This is a genomic window from Crocosphaera sp. UHCC 0190, assembly GCF_034932065.1.
GTDB lineage: Bacteria > Cyanobacteriota > Cyanobacteriia > Cyanobacteriales > Microcystaceae > UHCC-0190.
Map to the genome: position 1 here is coordinate 536,046 of NZ_JAYGHP010000001.1, position 25,874 is coordinate 561,919.

Sequence of the window (25,874 nt, forward strand, 5' to 3'; positions counted from 1 at the left end):
TATTATAAAGGTTTTAACTGGTATTGTTTTTAATATCTCGATGTATCAGATATTAGGTATGTGCCTTCCTTTTCTAACCATTTTGCCATTGCCCACGCTTCTTGAAATCTAATACTTGCCATAGTCATGCCATAGTCTCTACACATCTGCTCAAATTCTTCATAGGTAGTAGGTTGATGGGTAAACAATAACCACATCAATGCTGCTTCTGCTGTTAAATCGGTTAATCCACCTTTAGTGTGAGAGGGTCGTCGTATAACATTACAGCGTCTACAGCGCAATGTCATATTTTCTAGCCGATCAGCATCGTCTCCTAACTGTTGTCTCGGTATTATATGATCAGCTTGAAGTTCAAGCCTAGTTCCGCAATCTAGACATCTGCCACTTTGTTCAAAATGCCATTGTCTGACAGCCTGCCAACATTGTCGTTTAGGAAAATGTTTTTGAAATGTTTTTTTACTAGCAATCGACGTACCGACTTGTGATGGGTTTAAGTGACCTAGCACTAGAGATGTTACTTCTTTGTAAGTTAATAAATTATTTGTGATAAGATCATCAAGTAAATTGTGCCAATCATCCTCAGACCATGTTTGACTATCTATGGGATATTTACCAATTTCCATTTTGTTTTTTTAGCTCTTTCAAAATCTCAAGAATGTCAATTTCTAAGACATGACAAATATCCAGCATTTCCATAATATCAAGTCTACGAATCCCCTTTTCATACTTAGAAACAAATGTCTGATCTTGTCCGAGTAACATCCCCAACTCAGCTTGGGATAACCCTCGCTTTTCTCGTATTTGTCTAAGCAATTCGAGCAATTGTATATACTCTCTTCGGAAGATGGTTTTTCTTTTTCCAGAAGGAGGTTGACTGTTGTTCGAGTGAGTCATGCGAATTTGGCATTACACTTGTGTGTTAAACAAAGATTGACATAATTCAGAAAATATGCGAAATTCGCATATAAAGGATTTAAAGTTGATATGCAAATAGAACAAAGAGCGAATCAATTAATCGATAATTTTAGTAAAATGACTCTGACGGAGTGGCGACCTTCTGATGAGCTAGTAAAAAAATTGCATGAATATCTCAGTCTATTTTCTGATGAGAGAATTCAGCCAATAACCACGATCAATAATTCTCTATTATTTGTTATCAATGAGAGACTTAATTTGAATAAAAAAATTTATCGTTTTTTGATAGATCGAGCCGCAGAAAAAGAAATTATTTTTAATTATCACCAAAAAATAGCAATTGAGGATACTCTTAATCACCCTGATCTTAACTTTCTGAATTGGTATTTATGCGAAATTGGAGAGCATCAGAATTTAATTGATGTCTTAAAAGAAGTTGAAGATCAAAGAAATACAACTTTTCTGAATTTAGATAAATATCTTCAGCAAGACCCCAAAAAATTATTAGTAATTGAATCTATATTTTCCTCATATATTTATCATTGTATTAATGAGGAGAAAGTACATAAAGCTCTTAATCAAGATTGTAAAACTAAATATTTTAAAAATTATTGGAGTCATTTAAAATATTTTCATGATTCACAAGTTTCTAGAGAACAAGGCTTAATAATTTTAGATATTGATAGTATTATTGAAAAAACAAACGATTATGAAGAAATACTAGATAAAGTTTTTTTACTAATTGTAGAAGCCTACAAGAATTTGACAAATCATTGTTATCTTGCTGTGATTTTAGAAAATGTTCATCCTAATAAGTGGCAATTAATTTCTGATTTGACAATTTTTAGTGAAAAATTCTTAGAACATCCAATAGATCGTACTTACTTTAAATGGCATAAAGTTGCTGATCAAACTTTTAAATATATACAAAATCTAGCCGTTGATTCTTGTGATTTTCAACTGGGAAATGAAGGTTTTGTGTATAGAGATTGCTATCTTGTCTATCAAGATGAAAGGGAAAAGTGTATCTTGCTTTTTGAGAAAAATAAAAGAGATGAAAGATCCATTCCTTGTCCAAAATGTCGAAGTTTGCAAATTCAAGGTAATTCTTATCCTATTATTGGTGTTAGAAGTTGGGAATGCAAAAACATATTTTGTGGTCATAAAAGTAAGTATAACAGAGGAAAACGATATTCTTTATCTTCAATTATTAGGCAACAAGCAATTTTAGATAATAACAATATTATTAATAAAAAAATATTGAAACAGTGGAGGAGAGATATCGTAAAAATTTCTTCATTTGTTGAAGTTTATGAATTTTTAATTAGCTTTTATTCTCTTCATGGTGATACCGTATCAATTTATGGAAATTCATTAAATTCATCTAAAAATATTTTGGGAAGATCTATTAACTATTCTCAATTAGATCAATCTAAACAAGACTGTTATATTTGGAATGATAAATATAAATCAATGAATTTTTTAAAACGTTTTTTAGTTGACAAATCTTTAAAAAAAATCCCGTCACTTTATAATTTATCTGGTATATCTGAGCTTTCTTTATATCAAGGAGATGCCTTTGAAATAGTCTCGCAGCTAGAAAGTAATTCTCTAGGTGGTGTTGTAACATCTCCACCTTACTATAATGCTAAAAATTATTCACAATGGAGCAATATATATTGTTATTTATATGATATGTACAATATTTTCAAAGAAGTTTACCGATGTTTAAAGGACGGTTCTCCGCTTTTAATTAATATTTTTGACTATTTCGATAATGAAAAAGTGATTGTTTTTTCAGATATGGGAAAAAAAAGACTGATTTTAAGTAGTTACATAAGTTTTATTTGTCGATATATTGGCTTTAAGCATCTTGGTAATATCGCTTGGGATAAAGGAGAAATAGAAGGGAACAGAAACTTTAATCAAGGCAATTATTCACCTTATTATCAAGCTCCACACAATTGTTGGGAGCATATTTTGATTTTTTCTAAAGAAAATCCTAATTTTAATATTCAGAAATTGCCAAAAATTATTAAAGAAAAACCAGTAACTAAGATGATCAAAGGGAAAAATGTTTATGGACATACTGCCCCCTTTCCTGAAAAAATTCCTGCTTTGCTTTTTCCGTTAATCGCAGACCATGAAATTATACTTGATCCATTTGCTGGAAGCATGACGACTGGTATAACGGCTCTCAAACATGGTATACAGTCAATTAATATTGAATTGCATAAAAATTACTGCGATTTAGCATTGAAGTTATTGAAAGAACAGCTTCACAATAATTTACAAGGAAGTTTATTTTAAAAGTCAACGATACTTAATCAACAATATAAAATTTAATATGTTTAAAATTAACGGTTTCAGCCACTTTAGGAATTTGATATAATTCTCTTAAATAACCCCACAAATTCGGATAGTCCCTAATATGACATTTATTACATTTAAAATGACGCACATACACCAATAATTTAACTCATTCTAAGTTGTTTGTGAGCGAACTTTTTCAGTATAATCTTTTGAGCGAACTTGCCGAAATACTTTTAAAATAAACTGACGAAGATTCAAGGGTATATAGGAAATAAGTAGTCCAAAATTGGTACGTTTAGAACTTCCTAAAACCAGTTTGGAAGCTTCTAAAAGTTTTCGTCCTTCTTTACTTTCTCCTTTTTCAATTAACCTTAATCCTAAATCTTGTTGAGTTTGTGCTAATTTAATAATTCTTTGTTTTTCTAATTCCTGATCTGTAAATTGATAGCTTTCAATACAGAACAATTTAGCCTTTAAAAAGTGGAGATTTTGCCCTAAGCTGGTTTGTCCCCCATGAAAGCGATATTCCATTAAAAACTCTGGTAAAAAATAGCCAATTTTACCGATTAAAGCTAACCTAACTAATAAATCAAAATCCTCACATCCGTCTGCTTGAGGACGCATATAATCCACTTCTTTTAAACAATTGTGACGAAATAAAGTTGATCCAACTTGTAAACTTTGATGATAAAAAGTTTGCCAATCTAAATCTTGAATAATCCCTTGTTTTATTTTATCTTTACCCCATCTCGTAACATTTTCTTTAGTTGCTGACTCTATCCGTTGATGATTTTTATTAATAATCCAATGACTGGTACAAACAAAATCAACCCTAGGATTTTCATCTAAAATTGTTACTGTTTTCTCTAAAAATTCAGGGGTTAAAGCATCATCATCATCAAATTTAATAAAATATTCCCCTTGAGACGCTTCAAAACCCGATCGCATATTACGACTTCTCCCGATGTTTTTGGGATGACGAATATAGCGAATTCTATCATCGTTAAACCCCTCAACAACTTGGGAGGTATCATCAGGAGAACCGTCATCGCAGATAATTAGTTCAAAATCTTTATAGGTTTGATTAAGAACACTATTAACGGCATAAATCAGGAAATGGGAACGATTATAAGTAGGAATACAAACAGTAACTTTAGGCATAGTTTTCTAAGAAATAGTGCGTTTAATTTTTCCAACAATGCCTTGGAATTTTCGCGTCGCTTTTGTCAATGAATTTGCCGGAACTAATTGAGTTGGTTTTTGTTCAGGATTTTTCAAGAAACGATAATGTAAAAAGATATCTTGATAGCAAATATTCACATCTTCTCCTTGACATAAACGGACGAAATCAGCAGAAGAATAATTCATATAATGAATACGATGAATAGGTTTTAATCCCTGTTCATTATAAAGCACATTATCGATGTTCACAAAAGGATCTCTATCGGCACAATTTCCGGTTCTTTCCTGTCCGTTGGGACTTTGAGTAAAGTTATAGATTGGACGTTCACAGCGTAAGGTTAGATAATTAAAGAGGAAAACATCATCCCACCACCCAATACGATTAATCCATTCGACTTCTCTTTGATTAATTAATTTATTTTCTAATTCTGCCAATTCTTGAGGAGAAAATAACCCTTTTTTGCCGCCAAAAAAACTGGCATCATGAATTTTTGGTCTAACCTCAGTATCGGTATAAAAACCACTTTTTTCAATCAGTGGAATATTTAAAGCTGCTGTTTCTGTCGGTTTACGATGTTCCCAGTCATTAAAGACAAAATCATAGTCATTTAACTTCTCAAAAACATCATCTACAGGTTTCATGGCTAAGTTGTCTGCTTCATAAAAAACAAAGTGATCAAACTCTCCATCAAAAGCTACAAATTTCCTTTGTAAATGTCCTTTATACCAACGGGGACGGGTTGCCTTACTTTCTTGATTTCTAGGGTGGGCAGCCCAAACTTTATCGGCAAATTCTTCCCACCTATTAATAGATTCTTGATTATCAAATAAGGTAAGATTGGGACGATTTTTTATTTCTGATTTAACTTTTTCTAAGCGATTATCATAGGGAATAATACAAATAGGAAGCTCTTGATTAACATTGATCTCAATGCTATTCAATAAAGCAATTAATTGATCATAAACAACATCATTGGCTAGGATATAAAATCCTTTTGTTTCCATTGCTTTTTTCTCCTTCAACCCTTTCATTAAATTTAAGTTTCTGCTTACATTTTCGCCAATAATAATTGACTTATTTGATATAACTCAAAGCTAATAAATAGGGAAAGGATAACAGTAACAAGCTTATTTAACCAAGAAACATCGCCTTTTCCTAATAAAGAAGCCACAAATTTAGCGACAACAACTCCTAAAGCCATGAAAATTAAAACTTTACCCAATATGATCATTTTTTTTCCTTAAAATGTAACTGATGATTGCTGGTTAATTTAGTGCTGAGATTAAGCTATAAACTCATCCTCTGTCAAGTCTTTCAGATTACAGGAACTTGCTCCTCAGGTTTCCCCTTTTCTGCCAGAATGAATTAGTCGGGACATGATTGATTATGCCCCGACTATTGGTTTTACCTAATCTGACTGTTTTTGTCCAAAATAAGCTTCTAAAGCCTCTTGTACAATCTGATTCATGGGCTGGTTTGCTTCTGTCGAGGCTTCCTTAAGGCGGGTAAACATTTCATCAGGAATACTTACTCGATGCTGATTTTTCCGAATCCTACGGGGTTTTTTCTTTGTTTCTGGGGTATAACTATCGGCAAAGACCCGCAAAGCGTCAAATCCTACCCGACCGCAAAATTGACCAAAACTTTCGGACTCAATCTTCTCTTGCTTAAAATACATCAACAAGGGTTCTAAAAAGCTTTCGATCTCCCGATCAGGCAGTTTTTCGACGTAGGGCTGTGCTAACTGGGTTTGATTGGGATCACCCCCTAACCAAATTTGATACATCCCTGGCGCACTGCCGACAAAGCCTAACTCTGCCATGTAGGGGCGGGCGCAACCGTTGGGACATCCGGTCATTCTGATGACGATTTCTTCGGATTCTAGTCCCAATTGATTTAATAAGCCCCGAATTCGCTCAATAATCCCTGGTAAAGCCCGTTCTGATTCGGCGATCGCTAGGCCACAGGTGGGCAAAGCGGGACAGGCCATGGAATAACGGGTTAAGGGGTCGATTTTTTGGGGATCACTGACAATCCCACAACCCGTCAAAATGCTGTTAATGGCGGCTTTGTGGTTCGGCTCAATTTCATACAGAATAATGTTATGATTCGCCGTCAGACGCATGGGGAGGCTGTACTGTTGGGTGATTTTCTGAAGGGCGGTTTTTAGTTGTAAGCTTCCCTCATCTTTGACCCGGCCATTTTCAACGGAAATGCCTAAAAATAGCTTACCGTCCCCTTGATCATGCCATCCTAAATAGTCTTGATATTGCCACTCAGGCAGGGGTTTAAAGGGGTCTAAGGGCTTGCCAAAATAGTCTTCTACCTGAGATCGGAATTTATCGAGTCCCCAGTCTTCTATGAGGTATTTCATGCGAGCGTGACGGCGTTGGGTGCGATCGCCGTAGTCCCTTTGGGTGGCCACAATGGCTTTCATGAAATCATAAACATCTTCTTTGGCCACATAGCCCAAGGGATCGGCTAATCTAGGGAAGGTTTCTTCTTTGTTGTGGGTGCGTCCCATGCCTCCCCCGGCAAAGATGTTAAACCCTTGTAGTTCCCCTGCTTCATCCGTCATCACCACTAAACTGACATCATGGGTATAGAGGTCAATGGAGTTATCCCCTGGTACGGTGACGCTACATTTGAATTTACGGGGCATATAATGCTCTCCGTAGATGGGTTCTTGTGTATCTTTAAAAGTGGTGCCTGTGCCGTTTTTTTGCCGCGCTGCGGTCACTTCTGGAGCTTCTTCTGCGCTAATAATTTTTTCCCCATCGAGCCAAATTTCGTAGTAAGCTTCGGTTTGGGGTCGCAGTAAATCGGCTATTTTATCGGCATATTCCCAAGCGTATTGGTATTCTGGGCGATTTTTATAGGGGGCTGGCGGAGCCATCACATTCCGGTTAAGATCACCACAGGCTCCCATGGTTGATCCCATGCCCTTGACAATGGCGGCGATCGCTGATTTTAAGTTTTTCTTGACAATACCATGAATCTGAAAGCCCTGACGGGTAGTGACTCTGAGAGTATGATTACCATACTCATCGCTGAGACTATCTAGGGTTGAATAGAGTTGCGCGGGAATAAACCCTCCTGGGTTACGGGTACGCAACATAAATTGATAGTCTTTTTCTTGTCCTTTTACGCGATTATCTCGGTTATCCTGTTGATAAGAGCCATGAAACTTGAGGATTTGAACGGCATCTTCTGTAAAATGGGTGCTATCTTCTAAAAGCTGGGTTGCTAGCGGCTCTCTTAAAAAGTTGCTGCTTTCCTTAATTCCTTCTAGCTTGGAAACTTTGCGGGTTGGTGAAACGGGAGTTTTGACCATTGCAATAAAATTCAATGCGGGATAAATAAATTTAGATTTTCTCGCTAATCACTCAGTCAGATTTTGAGTGATAGTTTCTATCTTAGCTTTTTTAAGTTTACCTAATCCTTTAAAAAATGTGACAGTATCTTCTTTGAGATTGACTTTTAATTCTATCTATGAATACCTCTTTAGGCTCTCGGACAGTTTTAACTCATAATCCTACAATTACTATTAGTAATCAAGGTAAAGTTTTGGGCCCGTTTGACTTGATTCGTCTGGTTCATCGTTTAGGTAGAGATCCGGATCAAGTTGATTTAATCGTACCAGATCTTGATCCTTGGCGGGTTATTGGGAGTTGTCAAGCTTCTTTCTGTCAAGAAGGGAATGAGTACCGAATTTTTGATGGAAACCAAGTTAAAGCCAGCACGAATCGTCTCTTTTTTAATAATACCCTAATTACCCCACAGACAGGACTGTTACTGCAAGATGGTATGGACATCACCATCGGACAAAATCCCGCCAATTATATTGTTATTACTTATTCTAATCCTACGGTTTCCCAAAGTATTAAACTCCCTCAAAAAAATGTAATTTCTCTCAAAAATCAGTCCGTTGAGTTAGGCAGAGATCCCGCCGCTAATTTACAATTAGATGCGCCTACTGTGTCCCGTCGCCATGCCATTATTGATAGCAATGCTCAAGGACAATACATTTTAACAGATTGTAGTACCAATGGGGTGTTTGTCAATGAGCAAAAAGTGACAGGAAAAGCCCTACTTCCTCCAGGGGCAAGGATTCGTATTGGCCCTTATACTTTGATTTTACAAGGTGATAATTTAATTGTCGCAGATCGGGGGAATAATATTCGGCTTGATGCCAAAAATCTGCAACGAATTGTTAAAGGAAAAGAAGGACAAGATATTCAGTTATTACAGGATATTTCCTTTCCCATTGAACCGGGCCAATTTGTGGCATTAGTGGGGGGAAGTGGGGCCGGAAAATCAACTTTACTTCGTACATTATTAGGCATTGAACCGATACAAAATGGAGTGGTTGAATTAAATGGCGAGGATCTACGAAAAAACTTTAATATTTATCGAACTTTGATTGGTTATGTCCCTCAATATGATATTGTACATCAAAATTTAACCGTTCAAGAAGTTTTATATTATGGAGCGAAATTACGCTTACCTCTTGATGTTGATATCACTCAAGAAGTGGAAAAAACCTTAAAACAAATTGACTTAGTTGAGCGTCAAAATACCCTAGTAAAAGCCTTAAGTGGAGGTCAACTAAAGCGGGTAAGTATTGGGGTAGAATTACTCGCTGATCCAAAACTTTTCTTTTTGGATGAACCCACATCAGGACTTGATCCAGGGTTAGATAAAAAGATGATGAAACTATTAAGCAATTTAGCAGATGAAGGGAGAACAATTATTTTAGTTACCCATACAACCCTAAATATTAATTTGTGTGATCGCTTAGCTTTTCTCGGTAAAGGAGGTTATCTTTGTTACTTTGGACCTCCCCAAGAAGCTACCCAATTTTTTAATCTCAAAAATCAAGATTTTTCTGATATTTATATTCATCTTGAAGAGCAAAATACGGTTATCCAAGAATCCCAAAGATTTAACAATAATAACAATCATTTTTATCAAACTTATATTAGCAATTATCTCCCCGACGTTCAAGCTTCAAGTATCAGTAATTCTCCCCCGAAAAAAGTTAGGCGATCGCTCTGGCAACAATTATCAATTTTGTCCCAACGTTATGTTAAATTACTATCAAGAGATCCCCTTAATTTAGTCTTATCTTTAGTAATTGCCCCTTTAGGAATTATTTTCATGAGACTCGCTTTAGCGGAAAAAATTCCCTTTATTTCTACAGATGATAATGATCCAGTTTTAGCCACATTATCCTTAAAAGTTCTCTTTGTTTTTACCTGTGCAGCAATTTGGGTAGGGTTAGGCAGTTCTTTACAAGAAATTATCAAAGAAGCAAAAATCTATCAACGGGAACGATTAGTTAATTTAGGAATCTGGGCCTATTTAGGCTCAAAAGCAACTATTTTAGGTGGCTTAGCAATTCTCCAAAGTTTATTGATCTCCCTAACAATATTAATCTTTTTTAAATCTCCAGACAATCAAGTTTTTAACTGGCTTTCTGGATTAGAAATGACAGTTTTTTTAACTCTATTTGCAACGATTAGTTTAGGTATAATGGTTTCCTCTCTAGTTAAAAATGTTACCCAAGCAAACACCTTTTTACCCCTGATACTCCTACCTCAAATTATTTTCTCAGGCGTTTTATTTAAAATGACAGGAATCGGTAAAATTTTCTCCTGGTTAATGATTAGTCGTTGGTCAGTTGGTGCCTTAGGAAGTTTAGTAAACATTGAAGCAATGATCCCTAAAATTTCTATGATTAGTCAAACTTCTGTTCCTGATATCCCGGTAGAGGTTTATGAAGCAAACTTGAAAAATTTATTACTTAATTGGGGACTATTATTATTACATAGTTTAATTTATTGGGGCGTTACTTATATTATTCAGAAACGTAAAGATATTTTATGAAAAAGAAGAATTAAATGTCAAAAATATTCCCTAAAATGCTACACTATAAGAAGATAATTATTAGGATTAACATAAAGATATGGGTAACAGCTTTGGCCATCTATTTCGTATTACCACCTTTGGGGAATCTCATGGGGGAGGAGTGGGTGTTGTTATTGATGGTTGTCCCCCCCGTTTAGAAATATCAGAAGCAGACATTCAAATAGACTTAGATCGCCGTCGTCCTGGACAAAGTAAGATTACCACACCCCGTCGAGAAACGGACACCTGTGAGATTATTTCTGGTGTCTTTGAAGGGAAAACCTTGGGAACTCCGATCGCAGTTTTAGTCCGCAATAAAGACGCGAGATCGCAAGATTATGATGAAATGGCCGTTAAATTTCGTCCTTCCCATGCAGACGCAACCTATGAGGCCAAATATGGCATCAGAAACTGGCAAGGAGGGGGGCGATCTTCTGCGAGAGAAACCATTGGTAGAGTTGCCGCAGGGGCAATTGCAAAAAAAATTCTTAAACAAGTCGCTAATGTTGAAATTATTGGCTATGTAAAACGCATCAAAGACATCGAAGGAATCATTGATCCTAATGTTGTTACCCTAGAACAAGTTGAAAGTAATATTGTTAGATGTCCTGATTCAGAAACTGCCGAAAAAATGATTGATTTTATTGATAAGATTCGACGGGATAAGGACTCGATTGGCGGTATAGTTGAATGTGTGGCCCGCAATGTTCCGAGAGGACTGGGTGAACCTGTTTTTGATAAATTAGAGGCAGATTTAGCCAAAGCAGTGATGTCTTTACCTGCTAGTAAAGGGTTTGAAATTGGCTCAGGGTTTGACGGAACACTATTAACTGGAAGTGAACATAACGACGAATTTTATATTGATGATAACGGAGAAATTCGCACTACAACGAATCGATCTGGAGGCATTCAAGGGGGTATTAGCAACGGAGAAAATATCATTATTCGTGTTGCTTTTAAACCCACGGCAACCATTGGCAAAGAACAAAAAACTGTAACTTCTGATAAAGAAGAAACTACTTTAGCGGCAAAAGGAAGACATGATCCCTGTGTTTTACCTAGAGCAGTTCCGATGGTAGAAGCAATGATTGCCTTAGTTTTATGTGATCACTTATTACGTTTGCAGGGACAATGTGGAGTTTTAGGTGTTAATGATTAATGATACCAATCAAACCACTTATCAATCCAGTCATATTGTTAATTATTATGCACAATTAAGCCAACTACAACCTGCTGAAGCAACCATTTTAAACCTTCTTAAAGGGCAATTATCCAGTATGAAAATGCTAGATATTGGAGTAGGAGGAGGACGAACAACAAAATACTTTGCTAGGTTGGTTAAGCAATATATTGGGATTGATTATTCTGCTGAAATGATTGCCGCTTGTCAGCAGAGGTTTTCTAATGATTCCTCAATTTTATTAGAAGTAGGAGATGCTAGGGATCTCAGTCGATTTAATGATAATTACTTCGACTTTATTTTATTTAGTTTTAATGGCATTGATTATATATCCCATACTGAGAGATTGCAAGTGTTTCAAGAAATTAGTAGGGTAGGGAAAACTAGGGGCTATTTCTTATTTTCTACCCATAATCTTCAAGGAATTGAACGAGAATTTAATTGGCGAAAACGCCTTAATATAAATCCTATAAGCACCTATGTTAATCTAGTTATGTTTGGGTTTCTACGTTTTTTTAATTCTTCTCTGACTTATCAACAATTACAGAATTCTCCCTATGCTATTATTCGGGATGAATCCCATAATTTTCGGCTAAAAACTTATTATATTAGACCAATAGAACAAATTAAACAACTGCAAACAGTCTTTAGTGACATCAAAGTTTATTCTTGGAAAACTGGTCAAGAAATTATGAATCAACAGGATCTCGATTCTAATATTGATATGTGGCTTTATTATTTATGTTTGATTAAGTAATTAGAAGAAATTTAAGAAAACTTTGGGAACAAGGCAATAATAAGAAGATAGTTTAACCAGAAAATTTGCTCATGCCTTGTCCCTACAAAAAATTAGACTATATCTTTTTTAAAATAATCTCCTGTTTAATTTTAATATTGAGAGCATCCATTACTTCTAAAATTCGATAAAAACTAGCACTCTCATAAAAAGTAGCTTCATAACGCTGAATTTGCTGCGGTTTAAGGTCTAAAGATTCTGCTAACTGTTCTTGGGTTAGTCCTTTAGCAATTCTCGCTTTAATCAGTGCTTCGGGTAATTTACTGAATTCATCTAAAAACAATTGTTGAATTTTTCCGCTTTTTAATGCTTCATATTCTTGTACCTCCTCTTGTAATTCTTCCAGGGTACTCTCGAAGTTATTAAGATATAATTCATAACGCAATTTTTCATTTTCATCATTATCAGAAAATGAACGACTTTTTAATTCGGCTGTTTTTAGCTCGAATTCCCTAATTCTTTTTTTTGTAATACCATATTGGCGTTCATTGCAAATCATAGAAGTACATAGCTTTTAGCCTTACGAGTATATATTTTTGGGCTAGAGATTAAACTGAATTATTCCTTTTTTGTTACCATTCCTATCTTTTTGAAAAAATTCTAGATAAGTCTGACCCAATTCATCAGCTATCATACTAGCTGGAAAAAGTTCACCACCATACTTACTTTTTTGAGCAGCGCGGTTAACTCTATTTCCCCATAAAATGGGTTCTAAACTGTTTAAAAGTACCAGGTTAACGTCTTCCTCATCCCAACAGATATCAAAATCTTGTGGCCATCTTTTACTAGTTGCAAAACTGCCACCGATATAAATTTTACGACAGCCAGCATTTTTTAAAGGTTCACAAGCCATTTTTATTCCTGCGATAAGCTTTTGACGACGTTTACCAAAGCCTAAAATATCTTCAACTTCTTGCCAGGTAGCAAGATGAATTCCGGCGGGTAAATTGCCGTTTTTCTCAAATTTTGGAATAGACATTCAAATTTACACATAGGACTAAGGGTAAAAACTAATAGTTTTGTACTGAAAAAATAACTTAAATTCCATTTTAACACAACTTTTTTGTTGTATCACTAGCATAGTTAAGTAGATTGTTATAAATAAAGGTAGGGTGGGCATTGCCCACCTACAGATTTTGTTCTATGATTTTTAGTAAATTAATGGAAAATTAATCTCTAAAATTTGCTTAATTTCTATCTACTTATTTCTTAGTTTCTAAAAGTGCAGATAAGGCGGGAAATAACACCACCACATGAGGAACAGGACGGGGAGTATATTCTACCACAGATTGTCCTTCAAAGGCCAAAGATGTACTCGCACCAGAATCTAACATAATGGCATCTCGAAACCCTAATTTCTGTAAAATTTGCCCTAATTGTATCGAATCAACGGGATCTTTTGACACACCAATCATCGGTTGTCCTGATTGATGTATGCCCCAAAAAGCGCGATGTCTGGGAACATAAAAATCAAATAAATTGCCAAAACTTTCATAAGATTGTGCCTGAGAATCTCTCACTAACCAAGCAGCCCCAACAAAGGCATCTGTGATTAATTCCCCGTCATGAGATTCCCCTTGAACCTCTTTCCAAGTGTTATGAATTTCCGCATCAAATGGCACAAATTTAACCCATTTATCAGTGATTAAAACTAATGGTCTACCATTCAATCTTGGGTTTTCACTGGCATTCCCAGGAACAAATTCTCCCCCTTGACTCATTACAGGGCCAATCATTACATTGGAATCAAGATATTTTAATGAGAAAAACGCCCCATCAACTGCTGCGATCGCCTCTGTTCCTGCCATGATTTCTGGTACTTGATAACGGCTATCTGCGTGAATAGTCCCAGGTTTTCCGCCATTAATAACCATTAAATTAATGCCATCAATGGTATGATCTCGCTTACTAATTTCCATGGTAAAATCAAATCCCCCATCTTCTTTTGGCCCAGGATAACCACCCCAAGCTTCTTGAGCAATGACGGTTAATTGTGATTGGCCAAACCGTCCAATGCTTAATAAATCAGGAGATTGGCCCGCAAAAATTTCTTGATTATCATCCATAGACAAAGCCATTTTATAACCTGCGGCCATTGTCCATTGTTTTACCCTAGCATCATACTTTCCTTCAGGATAAGTAAAATATTTAATGGGGATGCCTAATTTTTGCTCAAACGTCTCTTTAGAGGTGATGATTTCCTTAAATAATTCATCATCTGATAATTCTCGTAAATCTCTGGGATGAGTAACCGTATGAGAAGCAATGGTTACTAAGGGGTCGGCCGCCATTTCTTTTAATTGCTCCCAGGTTAAACTAGAGCGGGCAGTTTTTCCATCCATCTTAGTAACGTAAACCGAAAAAACCGCCGAATAACCGTATTTTTTGAGCAACGGATAAACATATTTATAATGTCCCCCATAGCCATCATCAAAGCTTAATAAAATAGGTTTATCGGGTAAAGGAACGCCTTTTTGTAAATGGTCTAATAATAAATCAATACTAATTGGGGTTAGTCCCTGTTCTTGAATATATTTAAAATGGGCTTCTAATTCTTCGGGGGTAACATCAAAAAAGACTTCCTTCCGAGGCAAAATATCGTGATACATGAAAATGGGAACTTTGGCCCCTCTCGCAGTCGGATGAATATTCGGAAAGGGTGTCTCAACGGTATTACTGGCAGTTGAAGCTATTTTCCACAACTCAGGAAAGGTGACGGGTGAAACAATTATTTTCTGTGTGGTTGCCCCATTTTCTAGAGGAATAACCCCGTTTAAACAGTTTTCTAGAGCTAAGGAAGGGGTTTGACCAGTATTGATCATATTTTTGACCCCTAGTCCCAAACTGCTCGCCTCAGAAGCTAATTCAACATCGGGAGACTGACATTTTATAGAACGTTTGACCTCAGTTGTCTCTAAGGTCTGGTATTCGGTGGAATTATCGCCATAAACAGATTGGACGGTAATCAGACCATAAACGGCCATAAGCACACCACTACCACAGCATAATGCTGATTTGAAATGAAGCCATTGTGAAGACGAGGAAAACATAAGCGTTGTCTGAAAGATAAGAATGAGGGAGTTAAGTAAATTGTTAAAAATTCCTAGACAATTTTAGGACTTTCAAAAATTTTTGCTATATTAGTCTTCTTCGTGAGTCTAAATGACAATATACTAAAATTCTTAATAAAATTCCTCCTGACGAATAGTTGGAGAACAATCTTTATGTAAACCATGTCAAGTTTACACTACATTGAAAAAGTTCACAAAAATTAACATTTTGTCCGAGTAGGTTGACCAAATGTAGCATTCTTGCCTTTTGTTCATATCATGTAACAGACTTTTATCAAGTTTTTTAATAAACTTTTAAGATTTTGTGACAATCGGCTCTGGACAAACGAATTGGACATATTGTAAAAGAAGAACAAGCGCGATTGATTTTATAGAAAGATCGTTCTTCTGTACTAATTGGGAGATGACCACTGTGTCTAATTTATTTCGTTCCCTATTCCTAAGCGTGTTACTGAGCTTTGTTACCCCTGTACTTTTACTAGGAGGTGTCTTAGGGACACTGCTAGCGGTTAGTTACGTTCCAGGTATTGCTTTGGTGGGCCAAATTGGAGAGGATCAAATTTTGTCCTTTCTTTCAGTCTTTGGTGATGGATACCCCGTTCAAGGAGTGTTAACCATTGGCATAACTTGTGGTATGGTTGGCGGCCTCTTTGATGTCTTTAACTTCTGTCTCTATCAAGATGTCCGTGGCCAATAGGTTTCAGGTTGAACAAGGAATCAGTCATTGGAACTTCTGACCAGACAAAAAAGAGGACAAGGAAAAAATTGTCCCCTCAGCTAAATTATTGACGAGAGATTGTTACAGTTCCCGTACAACTGGCTTATTATCAATAATTTCTCCCACTAAGACGACATCGGCAACTCCCACAAATAAGCCATTTTCCAGAACCCCAGGAATATTGTTAATGGTTTGTTCTAGACTAGCAGGATCATCAATACTGTCAAACTTCACATCAATGACAAGATTACCTTGATCCGTCACAACGGGGCCCGCTTTTCTCACCCCCATGCGTAACTCTGGTTTACCCCCCAGTTGTGCTAATTTTCGCATCACAGGCACAACCGCTTTGGGAATGACTTCTACGGGTAACAAAAAGGTTGACCCTAGCTTATCCACCAGTTTATTAGCATCTACAACCACAATAAACTGCTCAGCCAAGCTATCAACAATTTTCTCTTGAGTATGGGCCGCCCCACCCCCCTTAATTAAGTTTTTTTGGGGATCAACTTCATCGGCCCCATCAATAGCAATATCAATACGATCCACCACATCTAAAGTGCTTAAGGGAATATTATATTTTCGAGCTAATACTTCGGCCTGAAACGAGGTGGTAACACCCACAATATTCTTGAGTTCCCCTGATTGTAGACGCTCACCAATATATTGAATAGCATAGGCAGTAGTGGAGCCTGTGCCTAAGCCGACAACTGAATTAGACTTAACGCGATCGGCGGCAGCTTTTCCTACCTCTTGTTTCATAATCACAACTGGATCTGACATTCCCATGCTCCTTAATAATCAACGATTTGGTGAAATTTCACTTTCCAGAAATAAGAATAGGGGATGAGTCAGCCTTTGATCAACTATCTCTGGCTAAATAATCCATCCCTTATCTTTTTTTCCATCCCTTAGTTATTAGAAGCCGCTGTCAGCATTTCTTTCAGCTTTGTTAACTCATCCGCCCAACGGGGATCGGGTTGAAAGCCTTCGTTGCTAGAACTTTGATGGGCTTTTTGACTGCGATCGCCGCGTTTTTTGCCGCCGCTACCGCCACCTTTTTTGGCCGCTGCTGGTTTAGGGGTGGGAGCAGGTGCGGTGCTGGTTGTTGGGGTAGATTCTTCATCTTCTTTCCCTTTGGCACGAGGTAAGGCTTTTTCTATTTTTAGGGGACTCTCCATAAAAGGCTGATCATTGTATTTTGCAATAAAATCATCAGCCATTTCATCAGTGGCCACGGTGACAAAAGCAAATCCCCGACATTTGCCCGTTTTGCGATCTTTGATCACTTTGATCGACATGATTTCCCCCGCATCTACAAATAAATCTTGTAGAGCTTGGCGTTCGATGTTTTCTTTGGGTAAGTTACCAACATATAGACGAATGGGCATTAGATATACCTCCGGTAATTGAGTTGAAAAAAACTTGGTTAACCCGCCAGCAGCAAGCCATGAGTGATTGAGTTTGCTTTGCACTAGGCAAATAACCGCCCAAGGACATCATTGCTTGATCACAGATATTTGTTTTAGCAATATTGGCTGCTGCTGTCAAAATTGACTTTCCCTTAACGATGCTAGTGGCGTGAGTGTAATCATTGAGACTCGGCTTTTTCCAGTTCTGCCGATTGAGATGGATTGAACTGATACTGCCCTCTTAGATTATTACAGATTGTATAGACGATTCGTCAAATAATTATGAGGATTTTTTAATGCTTTCCCTGTATACCCCCTAACTTTTGTTCACTTTGAGCAACTTTTTCGCAAAAGACTTGCTAAAAATGATGTTATATGCTTATTCATCTCATGGATCTGGGTAATCTAAATAGTAGTGGAGAACCTTACCGGAAAGGGATTTGTTAGAATTGATTATACATAAGGTAGACATTCTGTCAAATCTTTGTTACATTACTTGATATTCAGAAACAATAGAGAAGTTAAGCCCCTCTAGAGCATCTGAAACCCTTTGTATTTCTTGAAGGAGTCATTATGGAACCGAAATCTCGTGATCTAAGCTTAGAACAACAATTTGAAATGAAACGCATGAGTGATGCTGCCATCAACATGAGTCGGGAACAAGCCATTGAACTTTTGCTTCAGGCTTCACGACTCCTGATGATTAAAACCAACGTTGTTCGTAAGTTAGCCAAATAGGGCTATTCCTGAGTTAAATATCACCACCTATCATTACAGTTACGGAGGTCATCATGGACGCAACAGTCTTTGAATTATCGTTAGAACAACAGTTTGAACTGCAATGTTTACAACAAGAGTTCCAAAATCTCGAACGGGAACAAGTCATCAACTATTTACTCGATACCATGCAGCAAATCATGGCCCGAGATAATCTTATCAGAGATTTGATGAAAAATTCCTTATTCTAATTTCTGGGGATTAGACGCTCTCCATCTCGTGCCAAGCTTCTAGACATTTTAGGCGCCAAGGAAGAGGGGCAAAGGGGTGTCGGGGGGTCAACCCATTGACTAAGTCTTCTCATGATTTAATTTTTTCTCTGCCAAACGCGAAACATGAACCCTAAACTAACCAAAACGTAGCCTGATGTCAATAAACCATTGAAATAGAGTAATCTTAAGGTTAAGGTTTCCGATGCCTGTAATGAGGCAAACCATAACAAACTATAGGCGATCGCCCAAACCAAAGTTAGTCGAATAGAGGCACGACTAGCGGATAATTCTTGACGACTTCCCTGATGACGAGATACAGTCCAGATTGCAGGTATCCAACCGACTACAGGGATGAGACAGATTATTTGTTGTAGTTTTTGTAGCTTTTGTTCTTGAAATGGGTCATGCTCGACATCGTTCATAGGTTTAACGAGATTAATTCCCCAACAGAAGTGTAACAAGGGAAATCATCGCCCCGAACATTTTTATCAAATATGGAAACATTTCTTAATCTTAGCCTGAGTGCCATTATCTTAGCTGGGGGGAAAAGTTCTCGTATGGGACAAGATAAAGCACTGCTTGAGGTTGGGGGCGTTCCCTTGCTGCAACGGACTGCAACACTGATTCAAGCCTATGCTGAGCCTATTTATATTATTACCCCTTGGAGCGATCGTTATCAATCTATCGTGCCTCGATCTTCTCATCTGTTGCAAGAAACCTTGTTATCAGGAGACACCCAAGGGCCTTTAGTGGGGTTTGCTCAAGCATTGACATACATTAGAACCGAATGGGTGTTATTGTTGGCCTGTGATTTGCCCAATTTAAACCCTTCTGAGATAGAACAATGGTTAACCTGTTTAGTAAGGGTTTCAGAAACAGCGATCGCCTGTTTACCCCGTCATGCTAAAGGGTGGGAACCCCTATCTGGTTTTTATCGCCGTTGTTGTTTAAAGGACTTAGAAACCTTTATTGACTCAGGAGGGCGATCATTTCAAAGATGGTTAAAAAATCAGTTAGTTGAAGAACTTCCTGTTAGTGATTCTAATAGTTTATTTAATTGCAACACTCCGGCTGATTTATTAAAAATAGATAACAAAATAAATAATTATTAATAATAAACTGAACCATCAGGACGTTTGTAGAACTGATAAGATGGCTTAATACTAAATAAGGTCGGTAAACCATTAGCATCAATACAGATACAAAGTGTCCCATCTTTTTGCACATTATAAACTTGCACAAAAAAGCTGATTTCTAGATGATCAGCAATTGTGATTATAATATTGTTTTCTTCACTATTTAATAGTTCTTGATAAGATTTTTGCTCATATTTTTCCCCGATTTTATTGACTTCTTCTTGTAGAATTTGATAATTTCGACGCAGTGTTTGTCGTTGTTTTCCCTTTAATGGTAATAACTCAATTAGTTTCATTTTATTGTTTTAATGTAAAAAATAAGAGTTGATCTAAGGGCAACTGATCAGCAGATAAATCAGAAATACTTTGTTGTGTATGACCAATTTTAATCGAATGAAAAAAATAGTACAATAATTTATACTATAAAGAGTTGTAACGTTTGAAATCTTAAGGGAATTATGACAGGCCAGGAATTACACGAACTTTTGTACAGTAAATGGGGAAGATCCTATGATATTCAACTACGACGAGTCAAGGGGAAAATTTTCTGTCAAGTCATGTGGAAATATCTAGAACAAGCATCTTTTCCCTTATCTGAACAAGAATACTTTGAACATCTCAATGCGATCGCTAATTATTTAACTGCTTGGGGAAGTTTAGAACAAATCAAAGCTTATTTAGAAACTACGAATGAGCGTCCCCGTTTAGGAAAAGCGGTTAGTATTCCTCTTGACTTGGGAGAAAAAAGCTCTGAATGGATTTTAGATGATTAATAATATTATTTACCGCTTAATTTTACCATACCAACGCCCCCAAAATATAATCCTAATACCGCCCCTGCTAATAAAGATTGAGTCAAGGGATCGGTTGATGGGGTTAAAACCGCTCCTAAAATAACTGCTCCTAAAACAACGATACGCCACCCCTTTAACATCTGTTCTGATGAGACAATGCCTAAATTTCCTAAGATTAATTGAACCACCGGAATTTGAAAGGCAATTCCCGTACTAAACATTAATAATAAAACAAATTCAAAATAACTATCAATCGACCAAGCTTGTTCAACAACATCAGCCCCATAAGTAATAAAAAAGTTTAACGCGGCTGGAATTAATGCCCAATAAGAAAAGCCAATTCCCGCAAAAAACAGGACACTTGAGCCTAAAACAACAGGGCCTAATAACCCACGTTCACGACGAGTTAACCCTGGTAAAACAAACTGAATAACTTGATAAAGAATGAAAGGACTAGCGATTAATAACCCACTATAACCTGCGACTTTGATCGAAACAAAAAAGAATTCCCCAGGGGCAAGTTGTAAAAATTTGACCCCTTGGGCGGGGACTTGTAACCATTTTACTAAAGGTTTGACGACAATAAAACAACCGATCATTCCTATGACAACCGCAATTAAACCATAAAAAATCCGCATTCGTAGTTCGTCGAGATGATCAAATAGAGACATCTCTAGTTCATCAGGAATTTCATCAAGAAAGGGTTCCTTGTCTTCTTGAGCGTGGGTTTCTGTCTTAGTTGTTGTCATAGGATTTGCGATCGCGTTTACCATTGACCATTGTAGGAAATTTCCCACCTGTTTTCTCTAACCCACAATCTTTGGTAATAGGTCAATTAAAGGAGTTTGGCCGAGAAAATAGGCAAAAAGTGCGCCACCACAGCCGCCAATCAAAAAACCATTGGCAAATTCACTCCAACCAATTTCAGTTCCCCAGTCTTCAGGGGGTTTCGGTGTCGTCAAAGTAGCGATCGGTTGACCAACCCCCACAGCGGCGTAAAGAGAGAGGGCAATAGTTAAAATACAGACAAGACCAATTGCTGCCAATAAACCAGCCGTATTACCATATTCTGTATGACGTAGGGGGCCTAACCAAGCAAAGGGGCCATAGAGAAAATAACCATGAGCCATACCAATTTCTAAACCACGACGGTTAGGGGATAAACCCTGACGATAGGCCGGGAGATTTCTAATATAAGCCAGAGACAACCCTGAAGCATTAACAGGGGTGGCTAGGTTGCCAACTTGAGGATCACCCCCATGTCCAATTATATCCATCGTAATAAATATCTTGATTGTGACGAGTGCTTACCAATTCTTAACTCTACCTCTTTTGTTGGGACAATTAGGGGCAAAATGTAAAGAATCTTTACTTAGATACAAATATTCATAAATTTTTTTAACGTTAAGGCTAAATTTAACATTGGCTTGCGCCTTCTTCCCTAAAATGTAATCTTACAAGTCAAGCATCCTATTCACAAAAATCAGGAGGACTCAAGAAAAATGGCAGAAACTGGATACACCCAGATGGTCAAGGCATACAATGATGACCCTTTTACTGGTCATTTATCAACCCCCATTTCTGACTCTGGCTTTACAAGAGCATTCATTTATAATCTTCCCATCTATCGCAAAGGACTCTCCCCCCTAGGGCGTGGTTTAGAAGTGGGACTTGCTCACGGTTATTTCTTGGTTGGGCCCGAAGTTGTTTTTGGGACTAATCGTGATTTTGCTGCCGATCCCTATCTTGCTGCATTATTAACCGCTATTGCGATCGTGATCATCGGTACCATTGGACTCAATGCTCATGGTTTAGTCTCTCTCAAGAGTGCCACTGAATGCGCTCCCGAAACCGATGCCATGCAAACCTCTGAAGGTTGGAATCTATTTGCCAGCGGATTTTTCCTTGGTGGTACAGGCAGTGCCTTTATGGCCTATTTCTTGCTTGACAAGTTTTCTACCATTGATGCGATTTTCCGTGGCTTAGTTAACTAAAATACCTGGAAACTGGCTAATTCGGTTGTCGTTGTTTCAAATTTTTGAAAAAGTTCTTGACCAAATTCAAAAGAAAACTCACAGGAGAATAATCACATGACTGGTGCTTATGCAGCGTCTTACTTACCTTGGATTTTAATTCCCACCATCACCTGGCTGATGCCACTTGTTGTCATGGGGCTTTTGTTTATCTACATTGAACAGGATGCTTAACTCGACAAAACATGGAGAATTAGGAATTTTTTATTCTTTAACATAATTTTCTCCATCTCTTAGATGGCTTCACTTAAGATTTTAAGTGGAGCCTTATTTTTTAAATCTTAACAACTCGTTAAAAATACAATGATAGATTCTTTTAATACAGTTTTTTTTGAAGAATTGTGTTACAAGAATAAGGTAAGACTCGGCGATAAATTTGAGGAAATAAGAAAAATGTGTTTAGCGGTTCCTGGAAAAGTCGTGAGTATTAGTGGGGATGAACCTTTGCTAAAAAAGGGGAAAGTTAGTTTTGGGGGCGTAATTAAAGAAGTGAGTTTAGCTTATGTTCCTGATGTGAAAATTGGGGATTATGTGATTGTTCATGTGGGCTTTGCTTTAAGTATTTTAGATGAAGAAGCAGCGGAACAAAGTTTGGCAGAATTTAGAGAAATGGAAGCTATCTTAAGTCAATCCTAATAAATAAATTGATTTAAGTGGAAACTGTAATATGTTAGTCCGTTTTCTTCGTTTTTTGCTGTTGCTCTGTCTCGGTTTAACCCTGACCCTTTATTCCGCTTATTTTCCTCCCTATTCTCCAGTAATAGCATCTTCTATTCAGGTTGAAGAAGAACAGGCAAAAGAATGGTATCAACGGGGACAAATCACTCAAGCTATTGATATTTGGCAAAAAAATGCGAAAAACTATGCACAACAAGGGGAAATAGTCAGTCAGGCACGAATTCTCGGTTATCTCGCTTTAGCTTATGCTCAACTAGGAGAGTGGCAAAAGGCAGAAACCGCTATTAACCAGAGTTTAGAACTATTACAGACCAAAAAAGCAGAAATAGAGGCTATACCTGTTTTAGCCGAAGCCTTAAACATTCAGGGAACATTATTCTTGGGTAGGGGAGATGGTTTATCCGCTTTATCGAGTTGGGAAGAAGCTACCAAAACCTATGAGAAAATCAAGGACAATGTGGGCATTTTACGCACCAAAATTAACCAAGGAAGAGCATTACAAGCATTAGGGCTATATCCCAGGGCTTGCCGTTATTTGTTGGATACCTTAGCTGATAGCCCCCTTAATTGTGAGGATCTCACCTCCAACAGTTTAACTCCCTTGCTTCCTAAAACCTTGACTCCCCTAGAACAAGCGGGATGGCTCAGTTTAGCTCAAACATTGCGTCAAGAGGGTAATTTAGATGGTTCTCAGACCATTTTAGAATACATATTAACCCAGTTACCAAGTGAAGAGACAAAAACTTCTATTTTGTTTAGTTTAGGTAAAATTTTGGAAGTCGATAAGGATATTCAAGGAGCGCAAGAAAATTATCAACAGGCGATCGCTCAAGCTACTACCCGTGGGACACAATTAAAAGCACAATTAGCTCAATTAAACTTATTAATTCAACAAAAATACTTTTTAGAAGCCGCCAATATTGTAGAAGAAATAGAGAAAAATTTAGCTGATTTTCCGGTTAATCAAACTAAAATTGATGCTCAACTTTATTTGCCACAACTTTTATTAAGTTGGAGTAAAATTGCTGTTTCTTCTAATAAATTACCTTCTTGGCAAAAAATAGAAGCCCTATTAAAACAAGCACAAGAAAATTCTCAATTAATTAATTATCGTCAGGGAGAAGCTTATGGGTTAGGCGATCAGGGAAAACTTTATGAAATATTAGCTTTAACCCGAACTTGTCAAAACAATATTTCTCCTTTTATAGATTGTTCAATTACCTATCATTTTTCTGATCTTAATCAATTGACTTTGAAAACAGAACAACTTAGGGAAAAAGCCCAGAAATTAACGGAACAATCTTTAATGCAATCTCAAGCTATTCAATCAGATGATATTACCTATATTTTGCAGTGGCAACTAGGGAGAATTTTAGCTGCTGCTGGCCAAAAAGAAGCTGCTATTAACGCTTATTTAGAAGCCGTTAACACTTTAAAATCTGTCACTTTTGATTTAATTAATAATAGAGATTTTCAGTTATCTTTTAGAGAAAAAGTTGAGCCACTTTACCGGGAATTACTCAGTTTATTACTGCCCCAAAATAATCAAGAATTAGTTGATCAAGACAATTTAGAAGAAGCTCGAAAACAAATAGAAGCCTTACAAGTGGCTGAATTAAATAATTTCTTTCAGGATATTTGTGTCGTTAGTCAACCGATTGATGTTAGTAACATCGATCCTTCTGCCGCTATTTTATATCCCTTAATATTACGCGATCGCCTAGTAGTTTTAACCAGTTTACCTAATCAACCATTAGAAGTTTATGTTACACAAATTACTCAAAACAAATTAGAAGAAATTGTTAAAAAATTTCGCTATCATATCGTTATTCGTAGTCAAAGGGAATTTTTTGATTATGGTCAAACCCTTTATCAATGGTTAGTTAAACCCTTGGTTGCTCATCTGGAACAATCTAAAATCAAAACCTTAGTTTTTGTGCCTGATGGAGTCTTGAGAAATATTCCGATGAGTGCTTTATATGATGGGCAAAAATATCTAATTGAAAACTATCAAGTTGCCTTAACTCCTGGCCTGACTTTATTATCCCCTCAACCCTTAAAAAATCAGCGATTAAACACCTTATTCTCCGGCTTAACAGAAACCTTCAGAGAAGAAGGCTTAATTCCTTTATTTTATGTTAAACAAGAATTAAAAGCTGTTCAATCTCAAGTTCCTACTACCGTTTTACTGAATGAAGATTTTACTGTTAATAACCTACGAAAAACCTTAGAAAATAGTTATTTTCCCATTGTTCATTTAGCCACTCACGGACAATTTAGCTCACAATTTGACAAGACATTTTTAGTTGCTTGGAATAGCTTCATTAATGTGTTAGAATTAGAGAGATTATTGAAAGAGAATGATCCCAGAGGCAATAACCCCATTGAACTATTAATCTTAAGTGCTTGTGAAACAGCATCAGGAGATAGTCGCGCTGCATTAGGGTTAGCGGGGTTTGCTGTACGGGCTGGCGCGAGAAGTACCTTAGCCACCTTATGGTCAGTAAATGATCAAGCTTCAGCAGTAATTATGAAACAATTTTATAGTCAATTATCGACTCAAAATTCATCAAAAGCAGAAGCCTTAAGACAAGCACAATTAGCTATATTAAAAAATCCTTGGTATAAGCATCCTTTTTATTGGTCAGCTTATATTTTAGTCGGTAATTGGCTTTAGAAAAACGAAACACAAAAGTAATAATTTTGCATGGTAGCGGAGGGACTTAACAAGGAGGAACGGGAACCG

General features: G+C 36.9%; 28 protein-coding genes. 13 read left to right on the forward strand and 15 right to left on the reverse strand.

The window, feature by feature from the left end; genetic code table 11:
• Positions 1-29: 29 nt before the first annotated feature.
• Both VB715_RS02645 and VB715_RS02650 read right to left on the reverse strand, forming a co-directional pair.
• Complete coding sequence (locus VB715_RS02645) at positions 30-623, reverse strand: HNH endonuclease (protein WP_323299636.1); 594 nt, start codon at positions 621-623, stop codon at positions 30-32.
• Positions 610-894, reverse strand: a complete 285-nt coding sequence (locus VB715_RS02650) for a helix-turn-helix transcriptional regulator (RefSeq protein ID WP_323299637.1) — start codon at positions 892-894, stop codon at positions 610-612. Before VB715_RS02650 ends, VB715_RS02645 begins: the two co-directional genes overlap by 14 nt.
• Before the next feature lie 90 nt (positions 895-984).
• On the opposite strand from VB715_RS02650, the gene VB715_RS02655 reads away from it, so the two are divergent.
• Complete coding sequence (locus tag VB715_RS02655) at positions 985-3,225, forward strand: site-specific DNA-methyltransferase (RefSeq protein ID WP_323299638.1); 2,241 nt, start codon at positions 985-987, stop codon at positions 3,223-3,225.
• A gap of 174 nt (positions 3,226-3,399) precedes the next feature.
• Here the strand turns inward: VB715_RS02655 and VB715_RS02660 are convergent, their stop codons facing one another.
• From VB715_RS02660 to sir, 4 genes are all read right to left on the reverse strand, one after another.
• On the reverse strand, positions 3,400-4,389 hold the full coding sequence (locus VB715_RS02660; RefSeq protein ID WP_323299639.1) for a glycosyltransferase family 2 protein: 990 nt from the start codon (positions 4,387-4,389) through the stop codon (positions 3,400-3,402).
• 6 nt (positions 4,390-4,395) lie between these two features.
• On the reverse strand, positions 4,396-5,415 hold the full coding sequence (locus tag VB715_RS02665) for an Npun_R2821/Npun_R2822 family protein (RefSeq protein ID WP_323299640.1): 1,020 nt from the start codon (positions 5,413-5,415) through the stop codon (positions 4,396-4,398).
• 44 nt (positions 5,416-5,459) lie between these two features.
• Positions 5,460-5,639, reverse strand: coding sequence for a hypothetical protein (locus tag VB715_RS02670; RefSeq protein WP_323299737.1), 180 nt, complete (start codon positions 5,637-5,639; stop codon positions 5,460-5,462).
• Positions 5,640-5,819: 180 nt separating this feature from the next.
• A complete protein-coding gene (gene sir / locus VB715_RS02675; protein ID WP_323299641.1) occupies positions 5,820-7,745 on the reverse strand; it encodes a sulfite reductase, ferredoxin dependent in 1,926 nt (641 codons plus the stop codon).
• A 158-nt stretch (positions 7,746-7,903) separates the two neighbouring features.
• Here sir and VB715_RS02680 point away from each other — a divergent pair, with 158 nt between their 5' ends.
• From VB715_RS02680 to VB715_RS02690, 3 genes are all read left to right on the forward strand, one after another.
• On the forward strand, positions 7,904-10,300 hold the full coding sequence (locus tag VB715_RS02680; RefSeq protein WP_323299642.1) for an ATP-binding cassette domain-containing protein: 2,397 nt from the start codon (positions 7,904-7,906) through the stop codon (positions 10,298-10,300).
• 79 nt (positions 10,301-10,379) lie between these two features.
• Entirely contained in the window at positions 10,380-11,480 is a 1,101-nt protein-coding gene (aroC, locus tag VB715_RS02685; RefSeq protein WP_323299643.1) for a chorismate synthase, read from the forward strand.
• Positions 11,473-12,258, forward strand: a complete 786-nt coding sequence (locus tag VB715_RS02690; RefSeq protein ID WP_323299644.1) for a class I SAM-dependent methyltransferase — start codon at positions 11,473-11,475, stop codon at positions 12,256-12,258. Before aroC ends, VB715_RS02690 begins: the two co-directional genes overlap by 8 nt.
• A 97-nt stretch (positions 12,259-12,355) precedes the next feature.
• Here the strand turns inward: VB715_RS02690 and VB715_RS02695 are convergent, their stop codons facing one another.
• The 3 genes from VB715_RS02695 to VB715_RS02705 form a co-directional block, all read right to left on the reverse strand.
• Positions 12,356-12,796: a helix-turn-helix transcriptional regulator gene (locus VB715_RS02695; protein WP_323290694.1), complete on the reverse strand. Its 441-nt coding sequence runs from the start codon at positions 12,794-12,796 to the stop codon at positions 12,356-12,358.
• A 42-nt stretch (positions 12,797-12,838) separates the two neighbouring features.
• Positions 12,839-13,276, reverse strand: coding sequence for a DUF6932 family protein (locus VB715_RS02700; protein ID WP_323299645.1), 438 nt, complete (start codon positions 13,274-13,276; stop codon positions 12,839-12,841).
• Positions 13,277-13,499: 223 nt separating this feature from the next.
• Positions 13,500-15,347: a polysaccharide deacetylase family protein gene (locus VB715_RS02705; protein ID WP_323299646.1), complete on the reverse strand. Its 1,848-nt coding sequence runs from the start codon at positions 15,345-15,347 to the stop codon at positions 13,500-13,502.
• Between the two features lie 424 nt (positions 15,348-15,771).
• On the opposite strand from VB715_RS02705, the gene VB715_RS02710 reads away from it, so the two are divergent.
• The gene (locus tag VB715_RS02710) at positions 15,772-16,065 is read left to right on the forward strand and encodes a hypothetical protein (protein ID WP_416336897.1); all 294 of its coding nucleotides are present in this window, start codon (positions 15,772-15,774) and stop codon (positions 16,063-16,065) included.
• A gap of 102 nt (positions 16,066-16,167) precedes the next feature.
• Here the strand turns inward: VB715_RS02710 and rpiA are convergent, their stop codons facing one another.
• Positions 16,168-16,875 carry a ribose-5-phosphate isomerase RpiA gene (gene rpiA, locus VB715_RS02715; RefSeq protein WP_323299648.1) on the reverse strand — a complete coding sequence of 236 codons (708 nt, stop codon included), beginning with the start codon at positions 16,873-16,875 and terminating at the stop codon, positions 16,168-16,170.
• A 122-nt stretch (positions 16,876-16,997) separates the two neighbouring features.
• A complete protein-coding gene (locus VB715_RS02720) occupies positions 16,998-17,477 on the reverse strand; it encodes an RNA-binding protein (protein ID WP_323299649.1) in 480 nt (159 codons plus the stop codon).
• A 594-nt stretch (positions 17,478-18,071) separates the two neighbouring features.
• On the opposite strand from VB715_RS02720, the gene VB715_RS02725 reads away from it, so the two are divergent.
• Positions 18,072-18,236: an NblA/ycf18 family protein gene (locus VB715_RS02725; RefSeq protein WP_323299650.1), complete on the forward strand. Its 165-nt coding sequence runs from the start codon at positions 18,072-18,074 to the stop codon at positions 18,234-18,236.
• Between the two features lie 53 nt (positions 18,237-18,289).
• Positions 18,290-18,466, forward strand: coding sequence for an NblA/ycf18 family protein (locus VB715_RS02730; protein WP_323299651.1), 177 nt, complete (start codon positions 18,290-18,292; stop codon positions 18,464-18,466).
• A gap of 116 nt (positions 18,467-18,582) precedes the next feature.
• Here the strand turns inward: VB715_RS02730 and VB715_RS02735 are convergent, their stop codons facing one another.
• Complete coding sequence (locus tag VB715_RS02735; RefSeq protein WP_323299652.1) at positions 18,583-18,909, reverse strand: hypothetical protein; 327 nt, start codon at positions 18,907-18,909, stop codon at positions 18,583-18,585.
• 72 nt (positions 18,910-18,981) lie between these two features.
• Here VB715_RS02735 and VB715_RS02740 point away from each other — a divergent pair, with 72 nt between their 5' ends.
• Positions 18,982-19,599 carry a molybdenum cofactor guanylyltransferase gene (locus VB715_RS02740; protein WP_323299653.1) on the forward strand — a complete coding sequence of 206 codons (618 nt, stop codon included), beginning with the start codon at positions 18,982-18,984 and terminating at the stop codon, positions 19,597-19,599.
• On the opposite strand, the gene VB715_RS02745 is transcribed toward VB715_RS02740, so the two are convergent.
• Positions 19,596-19,919 carry a hypothetical protein gene (locus tag VB715_RS02745; protein WP_323299654.1) on the reverse strand — a complete coding sequence of 108 codons (324 nt, stop codon included), beginning with the start codon at positions 19,917-19,919 and terminating at the stop codon, positions 19,596-19,598. The two genes, VB715_RS02740 and VB715_RS02745, sit on opposite strands and share 4 nt — an antisense overlap.
• A gap of 162 nt (positions 19,920-20,081) precedes the next feature.
• Between VB715_RS02745 and VB715_RS02750 the strand changes: the two genes are divergently transcribed.
• Positions 20,082-20,396, forward strand: a complete 315-nt coding sequence (locus VB715_RS02750) for a DUF3067 family protein (protein WP_323299655.1) — start codon at positions 20,082-20,084, stop codon at positions 20,394-20,396.
• Positions 20,397-20,401: 5 nt separating this feature from the next.
• Here the strand turns inward: VB715_RS02750 and tatC are convergent, their stop codons facing one another.
• Together tatC and VB715_RS02760 are read right to left on the reverse strand one after the other, a co-directional pair.
• The gene (gene tatC / locus VB715_RS02755; protein WP_323299738.1) at positions 20,402-21,166 is read right to left on the reverse strand and encodes a twin-arginine translocase subunit TatC; all 765 of its coding nucleotides are present in this window, start codon (positions 21,164-21,166) and stop codon (positions 20,402-20,404) included.
• A 57-nt stretch (positions 21,167-21,223) separates the two neighbouring features.
• Positions 21,224-21,694 (reverse strand): photosystem I reaction center subunit XI, encoded by a 471-nt coding sequence (locus tag VB715_RS02760; RefSeq protein ID WP_323299656.1) that lies wholly within the window; start codon positions 21,692-21,694, stop codon positions 21,224-21,226.
• A 225-nt stretch (positions 21,695-21,919) separates the two neighbouring features.
• Between VB715_RS02760 and VB715_RS02765 the strand changes: the two genes are divergently transcribed.
• The 4 genes from VB715_RS02765 to VB715_RS02780 all read left to right on the forward strand — a co-directional run bounded on the left by VB715_RS02765 (position 21,920) and on the right by VB715_RS02780 (position 25,805).
• Entirely contained in the window at positions 21,920-22,411 is a 492-nt protein-coding gene (locus VB715_RS02765) for a photosystem I reaction center protein subunit XI (protein ID WP_323299657.1), read from the forward strand.
• A gap of 96 nt (positions 22,412-22,507) precedes the next feature.
• Positions 22,508-22,624, forward strand: a complete 117-nt coding sequence (locus VB715_RS02770; protein ID WP_323290677.1) for a photosystem I reaction center subunit VIII — start codon at positions 22,508-22,510, stop codon at positions 22,622-22,624.
• Positions 22,625-22,843: 219 nt separating this feature from the next.
• Entirely contained in the window at positions 22,844-23,086 is a 243-nt protein-coding gene (locus VB715_RS02775; protein WP_323299739.1) for a HypC/HybG/HupF family hydrogenase formation chaperone, read from the forward strand.
• Between the two features lie 31 nt (positions 23,087-23,117).
• Positions 23,118-25,805 (forward strand): CHAT domain-containing protein, encoded by a 2,688-nt coding sequence (locus tag VB715_RS02780; protein WP_323299658.1) that lies wholly within the window; start codon positions 23,118-23,120, stop codon positions 25,803-25,805.
• The last annotated feature ends 69 nt before the right edge of the window (positions 25,806-25,874 follow it).